Source organism: Actinoplanes sp. DH11 (assembly GCF_020873875.1).
GTDB lineage: Bacteria > Actinomycetota > Actinomycetes > Mycobacteriales > Micromonosporaceae > Actinoplanes.
Genome location: NZ_JAHWGU010000022.1, coordinates 35,323 through 49,716 on the forward strand (window position 1 = coordinate 35,323; position 14,394 = coordinate 49,716).

The 14,394-nt window shown below is 72.8% G+C and carries 13 protein-coding genes; 5 read left to right on the top strand and 8 right to left on the bottom strand.

Features of this window, described 5'->3' with window-relative positions; translation table 11 throughout:
• Nucleotides 1-49: 49 nt before the first annotated feature.
• Together LPA41_RS28120 and LPA41_RS28125 are read right to left on the bottom strand one after the other, a co-directional pair.
• Nucleotides 50-1,501, bottom strand: coding sequence for an NAD(P)H-hydrate dehydratase (locus LPA41_RS28120; RefSeq protein WP_229073919.1), 1,452 nt, complete (start codon nucleotides 1,499-1,501; stop codon nucleotides 50-52).
• Between the two features lie 109 nt (nucleotides 1,502-1,610).
• Nucleotides 1,611-2,009 (bottom strand): holo-ACP synthase, encoded by a 399-nt coding sequence (locus LPA41_RS28125; RefSeq protein WP_229073920.1) that lies wholly within the window; start codon nucleotides 2,007-2,009, stop codon nucleotides 1,611-1,613.
• 947 nt (nucleotides 2,010-2,956) lie between these two features.
• Here LPA41_RS28125 and LPA41_RS28130 point away from each other — a divergent pair.
• Together LPA41_RS28130 and LPA41_RS28135 are read left to right on the top strand one after the other, a co-directional pair.
• Nucleotides 2,957-3,238: a hypothetical protein gene (locus tag LPA41_RS28130; RefSeq protein ID WP_229073921.1), complete on the top strand. Its 282-nt coding sequence runs from the start codon at nucleotides 2,957-2,959 to the stop codon at nucleotides 3,236-3,238.
• Nucleotides 3,235-4,845 carry an alpha/beta hydrolase gene (locus tag LPA41_RS28135; RefSeq protein WP_229073922.1) on the top strand — a complete coding sequence of 537 codons (1,611 nt, stop codon included), beginning with the start codon at nucleotides 3,235-3,237 and terminating at the stop codon, nucleotides 4,843-4,845. Before LPA41_RS28130 ends, LPA41_RS28135 begins: the two co-directional genes overlap by 4 nt.
• On the opposite strand, the gene glmS is transcribed toward LPA41_RS28135, so the two are convergent.
• Nucleotides 4,832-6,715 carry a glutamine--fructose-6-phosphate transaminase (isomerizing) gene (gene glmS, locus LPA41_RS28140; protein WP_306469673.1) on the bottom strand — a complete coding sequence of 628 codons (1,884 nt, stop codon included), beginning with the start codon at nucleotides 6,713-6,715 and terminating at the stop codon, nucleotides 4,832-4,834. The two genes, LPA41_RS28135 and glmS, sit on opposite strands and share 14 nt — an antisense overlap.
• 221 nt (nucleotides 6,716-6,936) lie before the next feature.
• Between glmS and LPA41_RS28145 the strand changes: the two genes are divergently transcribed.
• Together LPA41_RS28145 and LPA41_RS28150 are read left to right on the top strand one after the other, a co-directional pair.
• The gene (locus LPA41_RS28145; RefSeq protein ID WP_229073924.1) at nucleotides 6,937-7,824 is read left to right on the top strand and encodes an MmpS family transport accessory protein; all 888 of its coding nucleotides are present in this window, start codon (nucleotides 6,937-6,939) and stop codon (nucleotides 7,822-7,824) included.
• Between the two features lie 7 nt (nucleotides 7,825-7,831).
• Nucleotides 7,832-9,004: a pyridoxal phosphate-dependent aminotransferase gene (locus tag LPA41_RS28150; protein ID WP_308036624.1), complete on the top strand. Its 1,173-nt coding sequence runs from the start codon at nucleotides 7,832-7,834 to the stop codon at nucleotides 9,002-9,004.
• A 55-nt stretch (nucleotides 9,005-9,059) separates the two neighbouring features.
• Here LPA41_RS28150 and glmM read toward each other — a convergent pair whose 3' ends face one another.
• The 3 genes from glmM to rplM all read right to left on the bottom strand — a co-directional run bounded on the left by glmM (nucleotide 9,060) and on the right by rplM (nucleotide 11,533).
• Entirely contained in the window at nucleotides 9,060-10,412 is a 1,353-nt protein-coding gene (gene glmM / locus LPA41_RS28155) for a phosphoglucosamine mutase (RefSeq protein WP_229073925.1), read from the bottom strand.
• Nucleotides 10,413-10,571: 159 nt separating this feature from the next.
• Nucleotides 10,572-11,069 carry a 30S ribosomal protein S9 gene (rpsI, locus tag LPA41_RS28160; protein ID WP_229073926.1) on the bottom strand — a complete coding sequence of 166 codons (498 nt, stop codon included), beginning with the start codon at nucleotides 11,067-11,069 and terminating at the stop codon, nucleotides 10,572-10,574.
• 20 nt (nucleotides 11,070-11,089) lie between these two features.
• Nucleotides 11,090-11,533, bottom strand: coding sequence for a 50S ribosomal protein L13 (rplM, locus tag LPA41_RS28165; RefSeq protein WP_109598659.1), 444 nt, complete (start codon nucleotides 11,531-11,533; stop codon nucleotides 11,090-11,092).
• 728 nt (nucleotides 11,534-12,261) lie between these two features.
• Here rplM and LPA41_RS28170 point away from each other — a divergent pair.
• Nucleotides 12,262-13,404, top strand: a complete 1,143-nt coding sequence (locus LPA41_RS28170; RefSeq protein WP_229073927.1) for a uroporphyrinogen-III synthase — start codon at nucleotides 12,262-12,264, stop codon at nucleotides 13,402-13,404.
• Between the two features lie 28 nt (nucleotides 13,405-13,432).
• On the opposite strand, the gene LPA41_RS28175 is transcribed toward LPA41_RS28170, so the two are convergent.
• Together LPA41_RS28175 and LPA41_RS28180 are read right to left on the bottom strand one after the other, a co-directional pair.
• A complete protein-coding gene (locus LPA41_RS28175) occupies nucleotides 13,433-14,050 on the bottom strand; it encodes an ATP/GTP-binding protein (protein ID WP_229073928.1) in 618 nt (205 codons plus the stop codon).
• A complete protein-coding gene (locus tag LPA41_RS28180) occupies nucleotides 14,031-14,393 on the bottom strand; it encodes a DUF742 domain-containing protein (protein WP_229073929.1) in 363 nt (120 codons plus the stop codon). The genes LPA41_RS28175 and LPA41_RS28180 overlap by 20 nt, the downstream gene beginning before the upstream one ends.
• Between the last annotated feature and the right edge of the window lies 1 nt (nucleotide 14,394).

The window sequence follows — 14,394 nt, forward strand, 5'->3', positions numbered from 1 at the left end:
GCGCAGGGCGGGCGGCTCACCCGAGGAGGTCGGCGCAGGGGCGGGCGGCTCACCCGAGGAGGTCGCGCAAGGCCGGGCGCAGCGCGGCCGCCACGTCCGGTGCGGTCACCGGGCCGTCCGGTGCGGCGTGCCGCCCGGCCAGGCCGTGCACGAACGCCGCCGCCACCGCCGCACGCACCGGCGGCAGCCCCGCCGCCAGCAGCGAGCCGAGAAGTCCGGCCAGCACGTCGCCGCTGCCCGCGGTGGCCAGCGCCGGGCTGCCGGTCGGGTTGGCCCAGATCTCGCCGGCCGGGGTGGCCACGATCGTCCGGTCGCCCTTGAGCAGCACCACCGCGTTGGTCCAGGCGGCCAGCCGGGCGGCCGCCGCGGCCCGGTCCGCGCCGGGTGCCTCGCCGGCCAGCCGCGTGAACTCGCCGTCGTGCGGGGTAAGCACCACCGGGGCGTCGCGGCGCAGATCGTCCGCGAACTCGCCGCCGACCAGCAGGGTCAAGGCGTCCGCGTCGAGCAGCACCGGCAGCGAGGTGGCCAGGACGCTGCGCAGCTCGGTACGCGCGTGTTCACCGGTGCCCAAGCCGGAACCGCACACCCAGGCCTGTACCCGGCCGGCGTCGGCCATCCGGGACGCCACCACCACGGACGGGTGCGCCCGCACCACCTCGGGGTGTGCGCTGCCCGCGTACCGCACCATGCCGGTCGGCCCGGCCAGCGCACCAGCCGTGGAGAGCAGCGCCGCACCCGGATAACCGGCCGAACCGGTCGCCAGGCCGACCACCCCCCGGCTGTACTTGTCCGACGTCGCGTCCGGCCGGGGCCACCACGCGGCGACGTCGGCGGCCTCGGCCACCCGCACCGCCGGGTCGGTGACGAGCGCCGGGCCCAGACCGATGTCGACCAGCTCCACCTCGCCGCAGCGCAGCGACGCCGGGCCTACGACGTGCGCCGGTTTCAGGCAGCCGAAAGTGACCGTGACATCGGCGTGGACCGCCTCGCCCGGCACGTCGCCGGTGTCCACGGCCACCCCGCTCGGGGTGTCGACGGCCACCACGACGGGCCGGTCACCCGTACGCCCGCGCAGGTCACCAAGCCGGTGCACGACGGCTGCCGCCGGCGGTCGCAGGCCGCCCGCGCCGCCGATCCCGACAATCCCGTCCAGCACCAGGTCGGCCCGGGCGGGCAGCTCGGAGACGGTGAACCCGCCCGCCGCCCGCAGCGCCGCGAGCCCCGCCAGATGCACCCGCTCCGGGGTCAGCAGCAGCGCACGGATTTGCGCGCCGCGCCGGGCCAGCGCGGCACCGGCGTAGAGCGTGTCGCCGCCGTTGTCACCGCTGCCGACCAGCAGCAGCACCCGCGCGCCGTACACCCCGCCGGTCGCCTCCAGCAGCAACGCGCAACGCCGGGCCAGCCCCGCCGCAGCCCGCTGCATCAGCGTGCCCTCCGGCAGGGTCGCCATCAGCGTCTTCTCGGCCGCCCGGACATCCGCCACCCGCCATGCCTGCCGCACCACGCCACTCCTTCACCCGCCGGGACCGGCGACGTCCTCGCCCGCCGGACCGGCGACGTCCTCGCCCGCCCGACCGGCGACATCCTCGCCCGCCCGACCGGCGACATCCTCATCCGCCGGGGCCCGGCGACGTCACTTCCTGCGACTCGGCGACCACCATCGCGGAGGCGATGCCGCCGTCATGCGACAGCGACAGATGCCATCGACTGATGCCGCGTTCGGTTGCCGCGGCGGCGACCGTACCGGAGACCGTCAACCACGGGCGCCCGTCCGGGTCGGAGACGATCTCGCAGTCGTGCCAGCGCAGCCCGGCCGGCGCACCGAGCGCCTTGGCCACGGCCTCCTTGGCCGCGAACCGGGCGGCCAGCGACTCCGCCGACCGCGGATTGCCGGAGCCGGTCAGCCGTTCCGGCTCGGTGAACAGACGGTCCCCGAGCAGCGGAGTCCGCTCCAGCGCGCGGGCGAATCTCTCCACCAGAACGACATCGATACCGACAGCCACGATCACACCAGCCACCCTAATGGTGCGTGCGGCGCCTGTTCCGCGTACGCCGGGCGGGCGCGCACGCCTTTCCCACGCACGCCGCCTCCCAGGCCCACACGACATTCCCGCGCACGCCGCCTCCCAGGCCCACACGACATTCCCGCGCACGCCGCCTCCCAGGCCCACACGACATTCCCGCGCGCGCCGCCTACCGGGCGCGCACGACATTCCCGCGTATGACGCCCGGCGGTCTGGCGTACGCCCGATCGCCCCCTCAGGCAACACCGCCCGCGCATCAACCCCGCGCCCCCTTCCTGGCCCCGATGGCGCGCCGGACACGTCGTCATGGCGAGATGTTGATCTGCTAGCGATGCGAAATCGCGGTTTCAGCCCCATGATCACAGCGATTTCGCATCGCTAGCAGATCAACACCGTCACGGGGACCGACGCAGCGGACCGCGGCGACCGTGAGGGAGCCGAAGGCAAGAAACGCCGCACTCCTGCGTCCTGCCCGCCGCCGCGTCGACATCCCGCCCAGCCCCCGGACCGCCAACCAGCACAAACCGGCGGGAAAGGCCGCACTCGCCGCTTGCAAGACGCATAAAGGACACCCCTCCGGCGGTCTCGCATACGCCCTCCCACGGTTCCGCATACGCCCTCCGACGGTTCCGCATACGCCCTCCGGCGGTCCCGCATACGCCCGACGGCGGTCCCGCATACGCCCGACGGGGGGTCTCGCATACGCCTCCCGAGGAAGAGCGCGCCCGAACACCCGCAGAACCGGCAGAACCGCCCGGATCGCGGCGGCCGGGTTCGCCGGGCCGGCGCACTAACAGCGGCCGCCACTTGTGCGCAACCCCTGTGGACAGCCGCGCACCCGGCCCGGACCCGTCGTCCACAGGCCGGCCCGGCGGGCTCCGGCGGCACCTAGCGTCGGGTCATCCCGTTCCCGCTGCGCCAGGAGGCCGCCGATGAGCTCCGATTTTCACGCCGACACCGAGGACCTGCGCCGGCACGCGGCCGCCGCCGACGCCCTCGCCGCCCGGTTGAGCGGCCTGGACGGTCAGGTGCCGGACGTCGCTCCGCGCTGGGCGGCCGCGGCGGCCGCCACCCTCGCCGCCGACGCCGCCGTTCAGCAGCTCGCGGTGCTCGGCCACGACGTAGCGGTGACGGCCGAGCGGATCCGGGTGGCCGCGGACGCCTACCGGGAGGCCGACGCCCGGGCCGCCGTCCGGTTCCGGCTCGCCGGATGACCGCGCTCCACTCGCTGCTACGGGTGACCGATCCGGGCCGCTGGCGGTCGGCCGCGCTGGCCTGGCGGCGCTGGTCTGCGCTGGCCGGTGCGCTGAGCACCGAGTTCGGCGCGCTCGCGGCGCGGATCCGGGCGTCCTGGTCCGGCCGCGCGGGTTCGGCGGCGGTGGCCGCGCTGGGCGATGCCCGGCACCGGATCGCTCTGTTCCGGGTGTTCTGCTGGCGGGCCGACCAGGCGCTGAGTGAGTTCGCGGCGGCGCTGGCGAGGGCGCGCCAGCTGCTGGACCGGGCGCGGAGCCGGGCGGCGGGCGCCGGCCTGGTGATCGACGATGCGGGTACGGTCCACGGCCGCTCCTCGGAGCTGCCCCGGGTGGCGGCCGACCTGTCCGCCGCACTGGGTCTCGCCGCTGCGGCCGACGCCGAGGCGGCCGACCGGCTGGACGCGCTCTGCGCCACGGCGGCGGGCCAGGTCGGCGCGCCGGGCGGGATCGGCACTCCAGGCGCGACCGGCGGCGCTCCAGGCTGGATCGGCACTCCAGGCGCGACCGGCGGCGCTCCGGGCGCGACCGGCGCACTAGGCCCGGCTGCCGGTCCCGGCCCGGACTGCGCCGCCGGCCCCGCCGAGGTGCGCCGCTGGTGGGCCGCCCTGACACCGGTGCAGCGGGACTGGCTGCTCGCCACCGCTCCGGCCACTCTCGCGGCCCGGGCCGGGATCCCGGCCGCGGACCGCGACGTGGCGAACCGGATGCTGCTGGACGACCGGCGGCTTCCCGGCGAGCGCCCGGTCGCGGGACTGGCCGAGTTGGGTGCGCGGCTCGACGACGAGGCGGGGCTCCGCCCGTACCTCCTGAGCCTGGACGTCTCGAACGACGGCCGTGCCGTCGTCGCCCTGGGTGACCCGGACCGGGCCCGGCACGTTCTCACGCACGTCCCCGGCATGACGAGTGACCTGGACTCGGCCGGCGGCGAGCTGACCCGGGCCGAACGGGTCGCGGTGCGGGCCGGTGAGCTGGCGCCGGACCGGGCGGTGAGCGCGGTGCTGTGGCTGGACTACGACGCGCCGGACTTCGTGCACGAGGCGTTCTCCGACCGGCAGGCCCGGGACGGCGCCGAGGGGCTGCGGCGGTTCCAGGAGTCGTTGCGGGTCACCCACGAGGGGCCGGCGGCGCATCAGACCGTGCTCGGGCACAGTTACGGCTCGCTGGTGGTGGGTGCCGCGGCGGCCGGGCCGTTCGCCGCCGACGAGGTCGTCTTCGTCGGCTCCCCCGGCGTCGGGGTGGACGCGGCGGCCGGCCTCGCCGTCCCGCCGGACCACGTCTGGTCGACGACGTCCCGGACCGATGTGATCCAGTACGCCGCGGTGTCACCCCGTGGCCTGCCGGGCGACCTCGCGCTGGCCGGGGTGCCACTGATCGGGCCGGCGCTCGCCTTCGGCACACCGGAACGGGACCTCTGGTTCGGCCGCAACCCGAGCGACACCGGGTTCGGCGCCCAGGTCTTCGCCAGTCAGGCCGACGCCGGGCACCTCGGTTACTGGGATCCGGGCCGGCCCGCGCTCGACGCGCTGGCCCGGATCACCCTCGATCAGGCGCCGGTCACTCGACGGTGACGGACTTCGCCAGGTTGCGCGGCTGGTCCACGTCGTTACCGCGGGCCGCGGCGATCTCGCAGGCGAGGATCTGCAGCGGCACGGTGGTCATCAGCGGGGCCAGCAGGGTCGGGGTCTGCGGGACCTCGATCAGGTGGTCGGCGAACGCCTTGACGCCGTCGTCGCCCTGCTCGGCGATCACGATGGTCCGGGCGCCGCGGGCCCGCACCTCCTGGATGTTGGAGACCACCTTGTCGCGCATCACGCCGCGGCCGGCTGGCGACGGCACCACGCAGACCACCGGGGTGCCCTCGTCGATCAGCGAGATCGGGCCGTGCTTGAGCTCGCCGGCCGCGAAGCCCTCGGCGTGCATGTAGGCGAGTTCCTTGAGCTTGAGCGCGCCTTCGAGGGCCACCGGGAAACCGACGTGCCGGCCGATGAACAGGATCGTCGAGGCGGTCTTCAGGTCGCGGGCCAGCGCCCGGACGTCCTCCATCCCGTCCAGCAGCGTGCGCAGGCTGTCCGGGGTGGCCTGGAGCTTCTCGACCACGGCGGCGACCTCGTCGGCGTACATCACGCCGCGGATCTGGGCCAGGTGCAGGCCGATCAGGTAGCAGGCGACCAGCTGGGTGAGGAACGCCTTGGTGGAGGCGACAGCGATCTCCGGGCCGCCGTGGGTGTAGAGCACCGCGTCGGACTCGCGCGGGATGGTGGAGCCGTTGGTGTTGCAGATGGCGAGCACCCGGGCCTTCTGCTCCTTGGCGTGCCGCAGCGCCATCAGGGTGTCCATGGTCTCGCCGGACTGGCTGATCACGATCACCAGGGTGGAGCGGTCCAGGATCGGGTCGCGGTAGCGGAACTCGCTGGCGAGCTCCACCTCGCAGGGGATGCGCACCCAGTGCTCGATGGCGTACTTGGCGACCATCCCGGCGTGGTACGACGTACCGCAGGCCACGATGAACACCTTGTCGACGTCCCGCAGGTCCTGGTCGGTGAGGCGCACCTCGTCCAGGATGATCTCGCCGCGCTCGCTCAGCCGGCCGAGCAGAGTGTCCGCGATGGCCTGCGGCTGCTCGGCGATCTCCTTGAGCATGAAGTACTCGTAGCCACCCTTCTCGGCGGCCGACAGGTCCCAGTCGACGTGGTACTCCTTGCCGGTGGCCGGCGCGCCGTCGAAGTCGGTGATCTCGATGCCCGCCGGGGTGATCAGGACGACCTGGTCCTGACCCAGCTCGATCGCCTCACGGGTGTGCTCGATGAACGCGGAGACGTCGCTGGCCAGGAAGTTCTCCCCGTCGCCGCGACCCACCACGAGCGGCGAGTTGCGGCGGGCGGCGACCACCGCGTCGGGCACCTCGACGTCGATAGCGAGGAGCGTGAAGGCGCCCTCCAGCCGGCCCACCGTGCGTCGCATGGCCTCGGCCAGCAGGGCTGGGCCGGTCAGACCCCCGGCCGCCCGCAGCTCGCGCACCTCGGCGGCGAGCAGGTGGGCCGCGCACTCGGTGTCGGTGTCGCTGGTGAACTCGATGCCGGTCGCCTCGAGCTCGGCGCGCAGCTTCGCGAAGTTCTCGATGATGCCGTTGTGGATGACCGCGACCCGCCCGTCGGCGGAGAGGTGCGGGTGGGCGTTGCGGTCGGTGGGACCGCCGTGGGTGGCCCAGCGGGTGTGCCCGATGCCGGTGACGCCTGTCGCGATGCCGTCGGCGGCCCGCTCGGCGAGCGCCTTCTCCAGGTTGGCCAGCTTGCCGGCCCGCTTGCCGGTCCGGACCTCGCCGCCGTCGATGACGGCGACACCGGCCGAGTCATATCCGCGGTACTCCAGGCGGCGGAGCCCATCGAGGACGATGCTCAATGCCGGACGATTGCCAACGTAACCCACGATCCCACACATGCCGGGCAGCCTAGCGGACTTTCGCTCAAACGTCATGAGCAAGAAAGGCACTTTTGAGCACCCGATGTGATCGGAACTGTACGCCATCGGCGCCGCACCTGCGCAAGCGCGGTTCCACGGCCGGTGGGTGAACACCTCGTACGGGTGGGTGACACCACAGGTGCGCCGCTGGCGTACCGTCGGCTACGGCAGCGCCACGGCGTCTCACCGGGAGGAAGCGGATGAGCGACCCCAACGATCCGAGCGAGCCGCGCCAACCACCCCGGCCACCGCAGTTCCTTCCCGGCCAGGCCACTCCGCCGCCGTACCACCCGGGTCAGACCCCGCCGCCGTACCACCCGGGTCAGGCGCCGCCGCCGCCCGAGCCGTCGCCGGACTTCCCGCCTACCGCGTCGTTCCCGCCGGTGGAATATCAGCCGGTCAACTACGCGCCGCCCGGCCATGTCCCGGAGCCCGGCTACGCCCCTGACTACGGGTCGGGCGGCTATCCGCCACCACCCCCGCCAACGCCGGGGTACGGTCCACCCCCGCCCGGCCCGCGCCGCAGCAAGACGCCACTGATCGCCCTGATCGTCGCGATCTCCCTACTGCTCTGCGGCGGCGTCGTCACGGCCGGCGTGCTGATCGTGCGCAGCGTCACCGACAGGGCCAAAGAGGTGGTCGAGCCGATCGCCAACCCGACCCTGCCGGCGCTGCCCACCGAGGTGCCGCAGCTGCCGGGCCTGCCGACCGACCTGCCGGGCCTGCCGACGGACCTGCCGGGCCTGCCGACCGACCTGCCGGCGCTGCCTACCGACCTGCCCGGTCTGCCCGGCGACCAGAACCGGGAGGTCACGGTCACCTACGAGGTCACCGGCGACGGGCCCGCCGAGATTCTTTACGCCGAGCAGCTGGGCACCGCGCCCAAGGTGGTCAGCGGGTCCGAGCTGCCATGGAAGGTGACCACCACCATGAAGGGTGTGGCCCTCGTCTCGGTCTCCGCGCAGCGCCGCGACGGCGGCGACGGCACCATCACGTGCCGGGCCCTGGTCGACGGCAAGGAGGTCGTGAAACAGAGCGGCCAGGGGCCGTACGCGACAACCAGCTGCAACGAGCTCGTCTTCGAATGAGGTGCCGGTGACCCGTACGGATCCCCTGGTCGAACGGATGCGCCCGTTCGGCACGACGATCTTCACCGAGATGTCCGCGCTGGCCGTGCGAACCGGCGCGGTGAACCTCGGGCAGGGCTTCCCGGACACCGACGGCCCGCCGGAGATGCTGGCGGCCGCTGCCGAAGCCCTGGCCGGTGGCGCCAACCAGTACCCGCCGCTCCCCGGCATCCCGGCACTGCGGCACGCGATCACCGCGCACGAGCAGCGGTTCTGGGGGCTGACCCGGGACCCGGACACCGAGGTGGTGGTGACGGCCGGCGCCACCGAGGCGATCGCGGCCGCCATCCTCGCTCTCTGCGAGCCCGGTGACGAGGTGGTGTGCTTCGAGCCGTACTACGACTCGTACGCCGCCTCGATCACCCTGGCCGGGGCGGTCCGCCGGCCGGTCACGCTGCGGCCCGGCCCCGCCGGGCGGTACGAGTTCGACGAGGCGGAGCTGCGGGAGGCGTTCGGCAGGCGGACCCGGCTGGTCCTGCTCAACACCCCGCACAACCCGACCGGCAAGGTCTTCACTGCCGCGGAGCTGGAACTGATCGCCGGGTTGTGCCGCGAGCACGACGTGGTCGCGGTCACCGACGAGGTGTACGAGCATCTGGTCTTCGACGGCCGGCACGTCCCGCTGGCCGGCCTGCCCGGGATGCGCGAGCGCACCCTGCGGATCTCGTCGGCCGGCAAGACGTTCTCCTGCACCGGCTGGAAGATCGGCTGGGCGACCGGCCCGGCATCGCTGGTCTCCGCGCTGCTGCGGGTCAAACAGTTCCTGACCTTCGTCAACGGCGCACCGCTGCAACCCGCCGTCGCGGTCGCGCTGGGCCTGCCCGACAGCTATTTCACCGGGTTCGCGGCGGGCCTGCGTGAGCGCCGGGACGGCCTGGTTGCCGGGCTCGCCGAGGCCGGCCTGGCCGTCCTGCCGGCCGAGGGCACCTACTTCGTGACGGCCGACATCCGGCCGCTGGGCGGTGTCGACGGCATCGAGTTCTGCCGGGAGCTGCCGGCGCGCTGCGGGGTGGTGGCCGTGCCGACCCAGGTCTTCTACGACAACCGGGACGCCGGGCGGCACCTGATCCGGTTCGCCTTCTGCAAGCGCGCCGAAGTGATCGACGAGGCGGTCAGCCGGCTGAAGCGGCTCGCCGCCTGAGCCCCTGGCGGGCGTTCGAGGGTTGAGCCCGTGGTGGGCTCAACCCTCGGTCAGGTCAGGCCGGGCTTGCTGACCGGACCTCGTCGGCGATCCGCTCGGCGACGGCGCGCGCCTTCTCCTCGGTGGCGGCCTCGACCATCACCCGGACCAGCGGTTCGGTGCCGGACGGGCGCAGCAGCACCCGGCCGGTCTCGCCCAGCTCGTTCTCGGCGAGCGCCACGGCGGCCTGCACGGTGGGCGCGGCGGCACCGGCCTCCCGGTCACCGACCCGCACGTTGATCAGCACCTGGGGCAGCGTGTGCACCACGGCGGCCAGGTCGGCGAGGGACTTGCCGCTCGCCGCCACCTGCGCCATCAGGTGCAGGCCGGTCAGCACGCCGTCACCGGTCGTCGCGAACGCCGGCATCACGATGTGGCCGCTCTGCTCGCCGCCCAGCGCGTACCCGCCGCTCTGCAGCTCCTCCAGCACGTACCGGTCGCCGACCTTCGTCTCGACCAGCCGGATCCCGGACTGCTTCATCGCGAGCCGCAGACCCAGGTTGCTCATCACGGTGGCGACGAGCGTGTTGCCGGTGAGCGTGCCGGCCTCGTGCATCGCCACTGCCAGGATCGCCATGATCTGGTCGCCGTCGACGACGTCACCGGCGGCCGTGACGGCCAGGCAGCGGTCGGCGTCGCCGTCGTGCGCCAGGCCCAGGTCGGCGCCCTCGCGCAGCACGGCCTCGCGCACCTGCTCGAGGTGCGTGGAGCCGCAGTTCTCGTTGATGTTCAGGCCGTCCGGGTCGGCGTGGATCGCGATGACCTCGGCGCCGGCCTCCCGGTACGCCACCGGGGCGACCTCGCTGGCCGCGCCGTTCGCGCAGTCCACGACGACCTTGAGGCCTTCCAGCGGGTGCGGGGTCGACTCGACCAGATGCTTGATGTAGTGCTCGGCGCCGTCCAGCAGGTCGTGCACCCGCCCGATGGCTGCGCCGGTGGGCCGCCCGACCAGGCCGTGCCCGTCCGCGACGGCCTTCTCGATCCGCTCCTCGAGCTCGTCCGGCAGCTTGGCGCCACCGGCGGCGAAGAGCTTGATGCCGTTGTCCGCCATCGGGTTGTGCGACGCGGAGAGCATCACTCCGAGGTCGGCGTTCGTCTGCCCGACCAGGTAGGCCACCGCCGGAGTGGGCAGCACGCCGACCCGGACCACGTTGGCGCCGGCGCTGGTGAGACCCGCGACGACCGCGGCCTCCAGCATCTCGCCGCTGGCCCGGGGGTCACGCCCCACTATCGCCAGGGGCTGGTGGCTGCTGTCGGTCTCGACCAGGACCCGTGCGGCCGCGACAGCGACCGAGAGGGCCAGTTCGGGGGTGAGCAGCTCGCCGTTCGCAAGACCGCGAACGCCGTCGGTGCCGAAGAGTCGCCCCATGGCGGCTTCCTTTCGCCGGTGACACGCCGAACCAAGACTGCACCAGGGTGCGCCTGTTCTGGCGTTCACCGGAACGGCTGGTCGGGGAGGGAGTGGAAACACCGACGGCCGAGCACGCCCCTCGTGGAACAGGGGTGCGCTCGGCCGTCGGCGCGGAAATCAGCGCTTCGAGTACTGCGGAGCCTTACGGGCCTTCTTGAGACCGTACTTCTTGCTCTCCTTGACCCGGGCGTCCCGGGTCAGGAAGCCGGCCTTCTTCAGGGCGGGCCGGTCGTCCGGCTCGTTCAGGATGAGAGCGCGGGCGATCGCGAGACGCAGGGCGCCGGCCTGGCCGGTGATGCCGCCACCGCGCAGGTTCGCGATTACGTCGAACTGCTCGCCACGCTCGGTGGTGACGAGCGGCTCACGGATGAGCTGCTGGTTCACCTTGCTGGGGAAGTAGTTCTCCAGCTCGCGGCCGTTGCAGGTGATCTTGCCGGTGCCGGGCACGAGACGCACCCGGACGATGGCCTCCTTGCGGCGGCCCACGGTCTGGAGCGGACGGTCACCGGGACGCGGGGCGCGGACCGAAGCCGGCGCGGGCGTCTCGACGACGACGACCGTCTCAGCGGGCTCTTCGACGGTCTCGACGACCTCGGGCTCGATGATGTCGGACATGCTGCTGCCTTCTCCCGCGCTCACTGCGCGATCTGCTTGATTTCGAACGGCTGCGGCTGCTGAGCGGCGTGCGGGTGCTCGGCGCCCGGGTACACCTTCAGCTTCTTGATGATCTGCCGCGCAAGCTTGTTGTGCGGGAGCATGCCCTTGACGGCCAGCTCGATCGCCTTCTCGGGGCGCTTGGTCAGCAGCTCTTCGTAACCGACCTGCTTGAGGCCGCCCGGGTAACCCGAGTGGCGGTAGGCGACCTTGGTCTGGCGCTTGTTGCCGGTCAGCGCGACCTTGCCGGCGTTGATGATCACCACGAAGTCGCCGGTGTCGACATGCGGGGCGAACGTCGGCTTGTGCTTGCCGCGCAGGAGGGTGGCGGTGTGGGTGGCCAGCCGGCCCAGAACGACGTCAGAAGCGTCGATAATGTGCCACTGACGCTCGATCTCACCCGGCTTCGGGCTGTACGTACGCACAGAATTACCTTGTCTCGTCGTCGGTCTGGGGGCGCGCGCTGGTCGCATCCAGCAGATGCGTCAAGCGACCCCACAGAGGGACCACTCGCAGCTGTCGCACAACAGCAGGCAACAATACCCGGCTGCGCGGCGCGTGGTCAAAACAGGCAGTGTCCAACAGGACAGTGTCCAGGGCACTGACCGTCCGGCGAGCGTTCTGGTTGCAAACACTCAGCCCTAGCGGAACCCCAAACGAAGCAAGCATACTCCGCGCCACGGACACGCCCGAAGCGGGTCACACGACCGGGTCCGCGGGTCTTAGCAGGCTTGAAACAAATGGGACGCTCGTCCGAAATTCACCCCCGGCAGGCTTCGGACATGGCCAACGGTGCGGACCTCCCGAAGAAGCGGCCCGGCATTGGCCGACACCGCCTCCACGGGCGCACCATGGAAGGACCATCGTCAGGGTTGAGGACGGACCTGACGATGTCCGCCGGGCCGGCTCGCCGGTTCGGCGAGGAGAAGTCGCGGCGTGCCCCGGACGGAGGCACGGCGAAGAACGCAGGCGTGACATGGGAGCGGGTCAACGCCGAGGACGGCGGGCTTCGAGCGTGCCCTTCGGTGGACCGTTCGGCCACGCCGCGACTTCTCGCCCCACGAACCGGCGCGAGGCCACGAACCGGCGCGAGGCCACGAACCGGCGCGAGGCCACGAACCGGCCTGGACCTGCGAACTGGCCCGGAGATCGGATGATCGAGCGGACCCCGGCCGCCCGCCGGACGGTGCTGACCGCTGCCGCGCTGGCGGAACCGGCGGCGGCCCTCTCCGGCTACACCATCGGGGTCACCGCGGACGGCCGCAAGGACGAGCTCGCTGCCCTCCTCGAAGCCCGGGGTGCCCGCGTGGTGCTGGCACCGGCCCTGCGCATCGTGCCGATCGCCGACGACGCCGAACTGCGTTCCGCAACCCGCGCCTGCCTCGAGACCCCACCCGACGTCGTGCTCGTCAGCACCGGCATCGGCATGCGGGGCTGGCTGGAGGCGGCGGACGGGTGGGGTCTGGCCGAACCGCTGCGGTCGGTGCTGTCCGCCGCGTACCTCGTCGCCCGTGGCCCGAAGGCCCGCGCCGCGGTCCGGGCCGCCGGTCTGCAGGACCGATGGACACCCGAGGGCGAGGGGTACGAGGAAGTCGTCGACCACCTCACCGCCCGCGGCCTGTCCGGCCGCACCGTGGCACTGCAACTGCACGGCGAGAGCCAGCCCGAATACGCCGAGGCCCTGGAGAACGCCGGCGCCCGCGTCATCGAGGTGCCCGTCCACCGCTGGGCGCCGCCCGTCGACCCGGCGCCGCTGCACCGCCTGGTCGACCTGATCACCGCCCGCCTGGTGGACGCCGTGACGTTCACCTCAGCGGCAGCGGTGCACGCCGTCCTGCGCGCCGCCCCCGGCACCGACGCCCTGCTGGACGCGCTCCGCGCCGACGTGCTCGCCGCCTGCGTCGGCCCGGTCACCGCGGCGCCGTTGCGCCGCCAGGGCATCCCGGTCGTCACCCCTGGGCGGGCCCGGCTCAGCGCCCTGGTCCGTACCATCGTCGAAGATCTGCCCAAACGGGCACTGACCCTGCAGGTCGCCGGGCACACGCTGACGCTGCGGGGCCACGCCGCCGTCGTCGACGGTGAGTTGCGCCCGCTCGCCCCCGCACCGATGGCCGTCCTGCGCGAGCTGGCGCACTCCCCCGGCCGGGTGCTCTCCCGCGCCGCCCTGCTCCAGGCCCTGCCGCGCGGCGCCGACGAGCACGCCGTCGAGATGGCGGTGGCCCGGCTGCGCGCCGGCCTGGCCGTCCCCGGGGTGGTGCAGACCGTGGTGAAGCGCGGCTACCGCCTGCCGGTCTGACCGCGCCCCACCCTGCCTCTCCCCCGGCCTAGCTGACCGTGGCGGCGTGCCCCTCGTGCTCGGCCACCAGGGTCGCCATCGCGTGCTCGACCACCCCGATCAGCACGGCCTTGACCGACTCACGGTGTCGCGCGTCGCACATGAACAGCGGCACCCGGGCCGGTATGGCGAGCGCCTCCCGGACCTCCTCCGGCTCGTAGCGTGGCGCGTTGTCGAAGCAGTTGACCGCGACGAGGTACGGCAGGTGCCGGTTCTCGAAGTAGTCCAGCGGCGCGAACGCGTCGGTGAGCCGGCGGGTGTCGACGAGCACCGCGGCGCCGACGGCACCCCGGATCAGTTCGTCCCACATGAACCAGAACCGGGTCTGCCCTGGCGTGCCGAACAGGTAGAGGATGAGGTCGTCGGCCATCGTGATGCGGCCGAAGTCCATCGCCACCGTGGTCGAGCCCTTGCCCGGCACTTTCGAGGCGTCGTCGATGCCTTCGCCGGCCGAGGTCATCACGGCCTCGGTCGTCAGTGGTTCGATCTCGGAAACCGCGCCCACCAGGGTCGTCTTGCCCACGCCGAAACCACCGGCGACGACGATCTTCGCGGAGGTGATCTCCGTGGGACGCGCTCCGGCCCCCTCAGAGCTTGCGTAGTCCACCCAACACCCTTCCCAGAAGATCCATCCGCTCCGCGAACCCCGTCCGGGGAGCGGCACTGTGCAGCGTCAGAAGCCCGTCGGCGACCATGTCGGCGACGAGCACCCGGGTCACCCCCAGCGGTAACCGGGTGATCGCCGCGAGTTCGGCGAGCGATTGCGCCTTCGGCTCACACAGCACGGCGATGCGGTACTTGTCATGTCCGGCGAACCGCGATTCCTGCACGGCCGCCGCGCTGGCGACCAGAACCGCTTCGATCGGGATGTCCCGGATCGGCTCGGTCCGGCCGCGGGTGACCGCGTACGGCCGCACCAGGTTGCCCCGGGGATCGTGCGGCTCAGTCATG

Coding starts and splice junctions, on each gene's coding strand:
- LPA41_RS28135 (WP_229073922.1), top strand. CDS start 3,235: ATGACCGCGCTCCACTCGCTGCTACGGGTGACCGATCCGGGCCGCTGG.
- rpsI (WP_229073926.1), bottom strand. CDS start 11,069: ATGTCCGACATCATCGAGCCCGAGGTCGTCGAGACCGTCGAAGAGCCC.
- LPA41_RS28170 (WP_229073927.1), top strand. CDS start 12,262: ATGATCGAGCGGACCCCGGCCGCCCGCCGGACGGTGCTGACCGCTGCC.
- LPA41_RS28145 (WP_229073924.1), top strand. CDS start 6,937: ATGAGCGACCCCAACGATCCGAGCGAGCCGCGCCAACCACCCCGGCCA.
- glmS (WP_306469673.1), bottom strand. CDS start 6,715: ATGTGTGGGATCGTGGGTTACGTTGGCAATCGTCCGGCATTGAGCATC.
- LPA41_RS28180 (WP_229073929.1), bottom strand. CDS start 14,393: ATGACTGAGCCGCACGATCCCCGGGGCAACCTGGTGCGGCCGTACGCG.
- LPA41_RS28130 (WP_229073921.1), top strand. CDS start 2,957: ATGAGCTCCGATTTTCACGCCGACACCGAGGACCTGCGCCGGCACGCG.
- glmM (WP_229073925.1), bottom strand. CDS start 10,412: ATGGGGCGACTCTTCGGCACCGACGGCGTTCGCGGTCTTGCGAACGGC.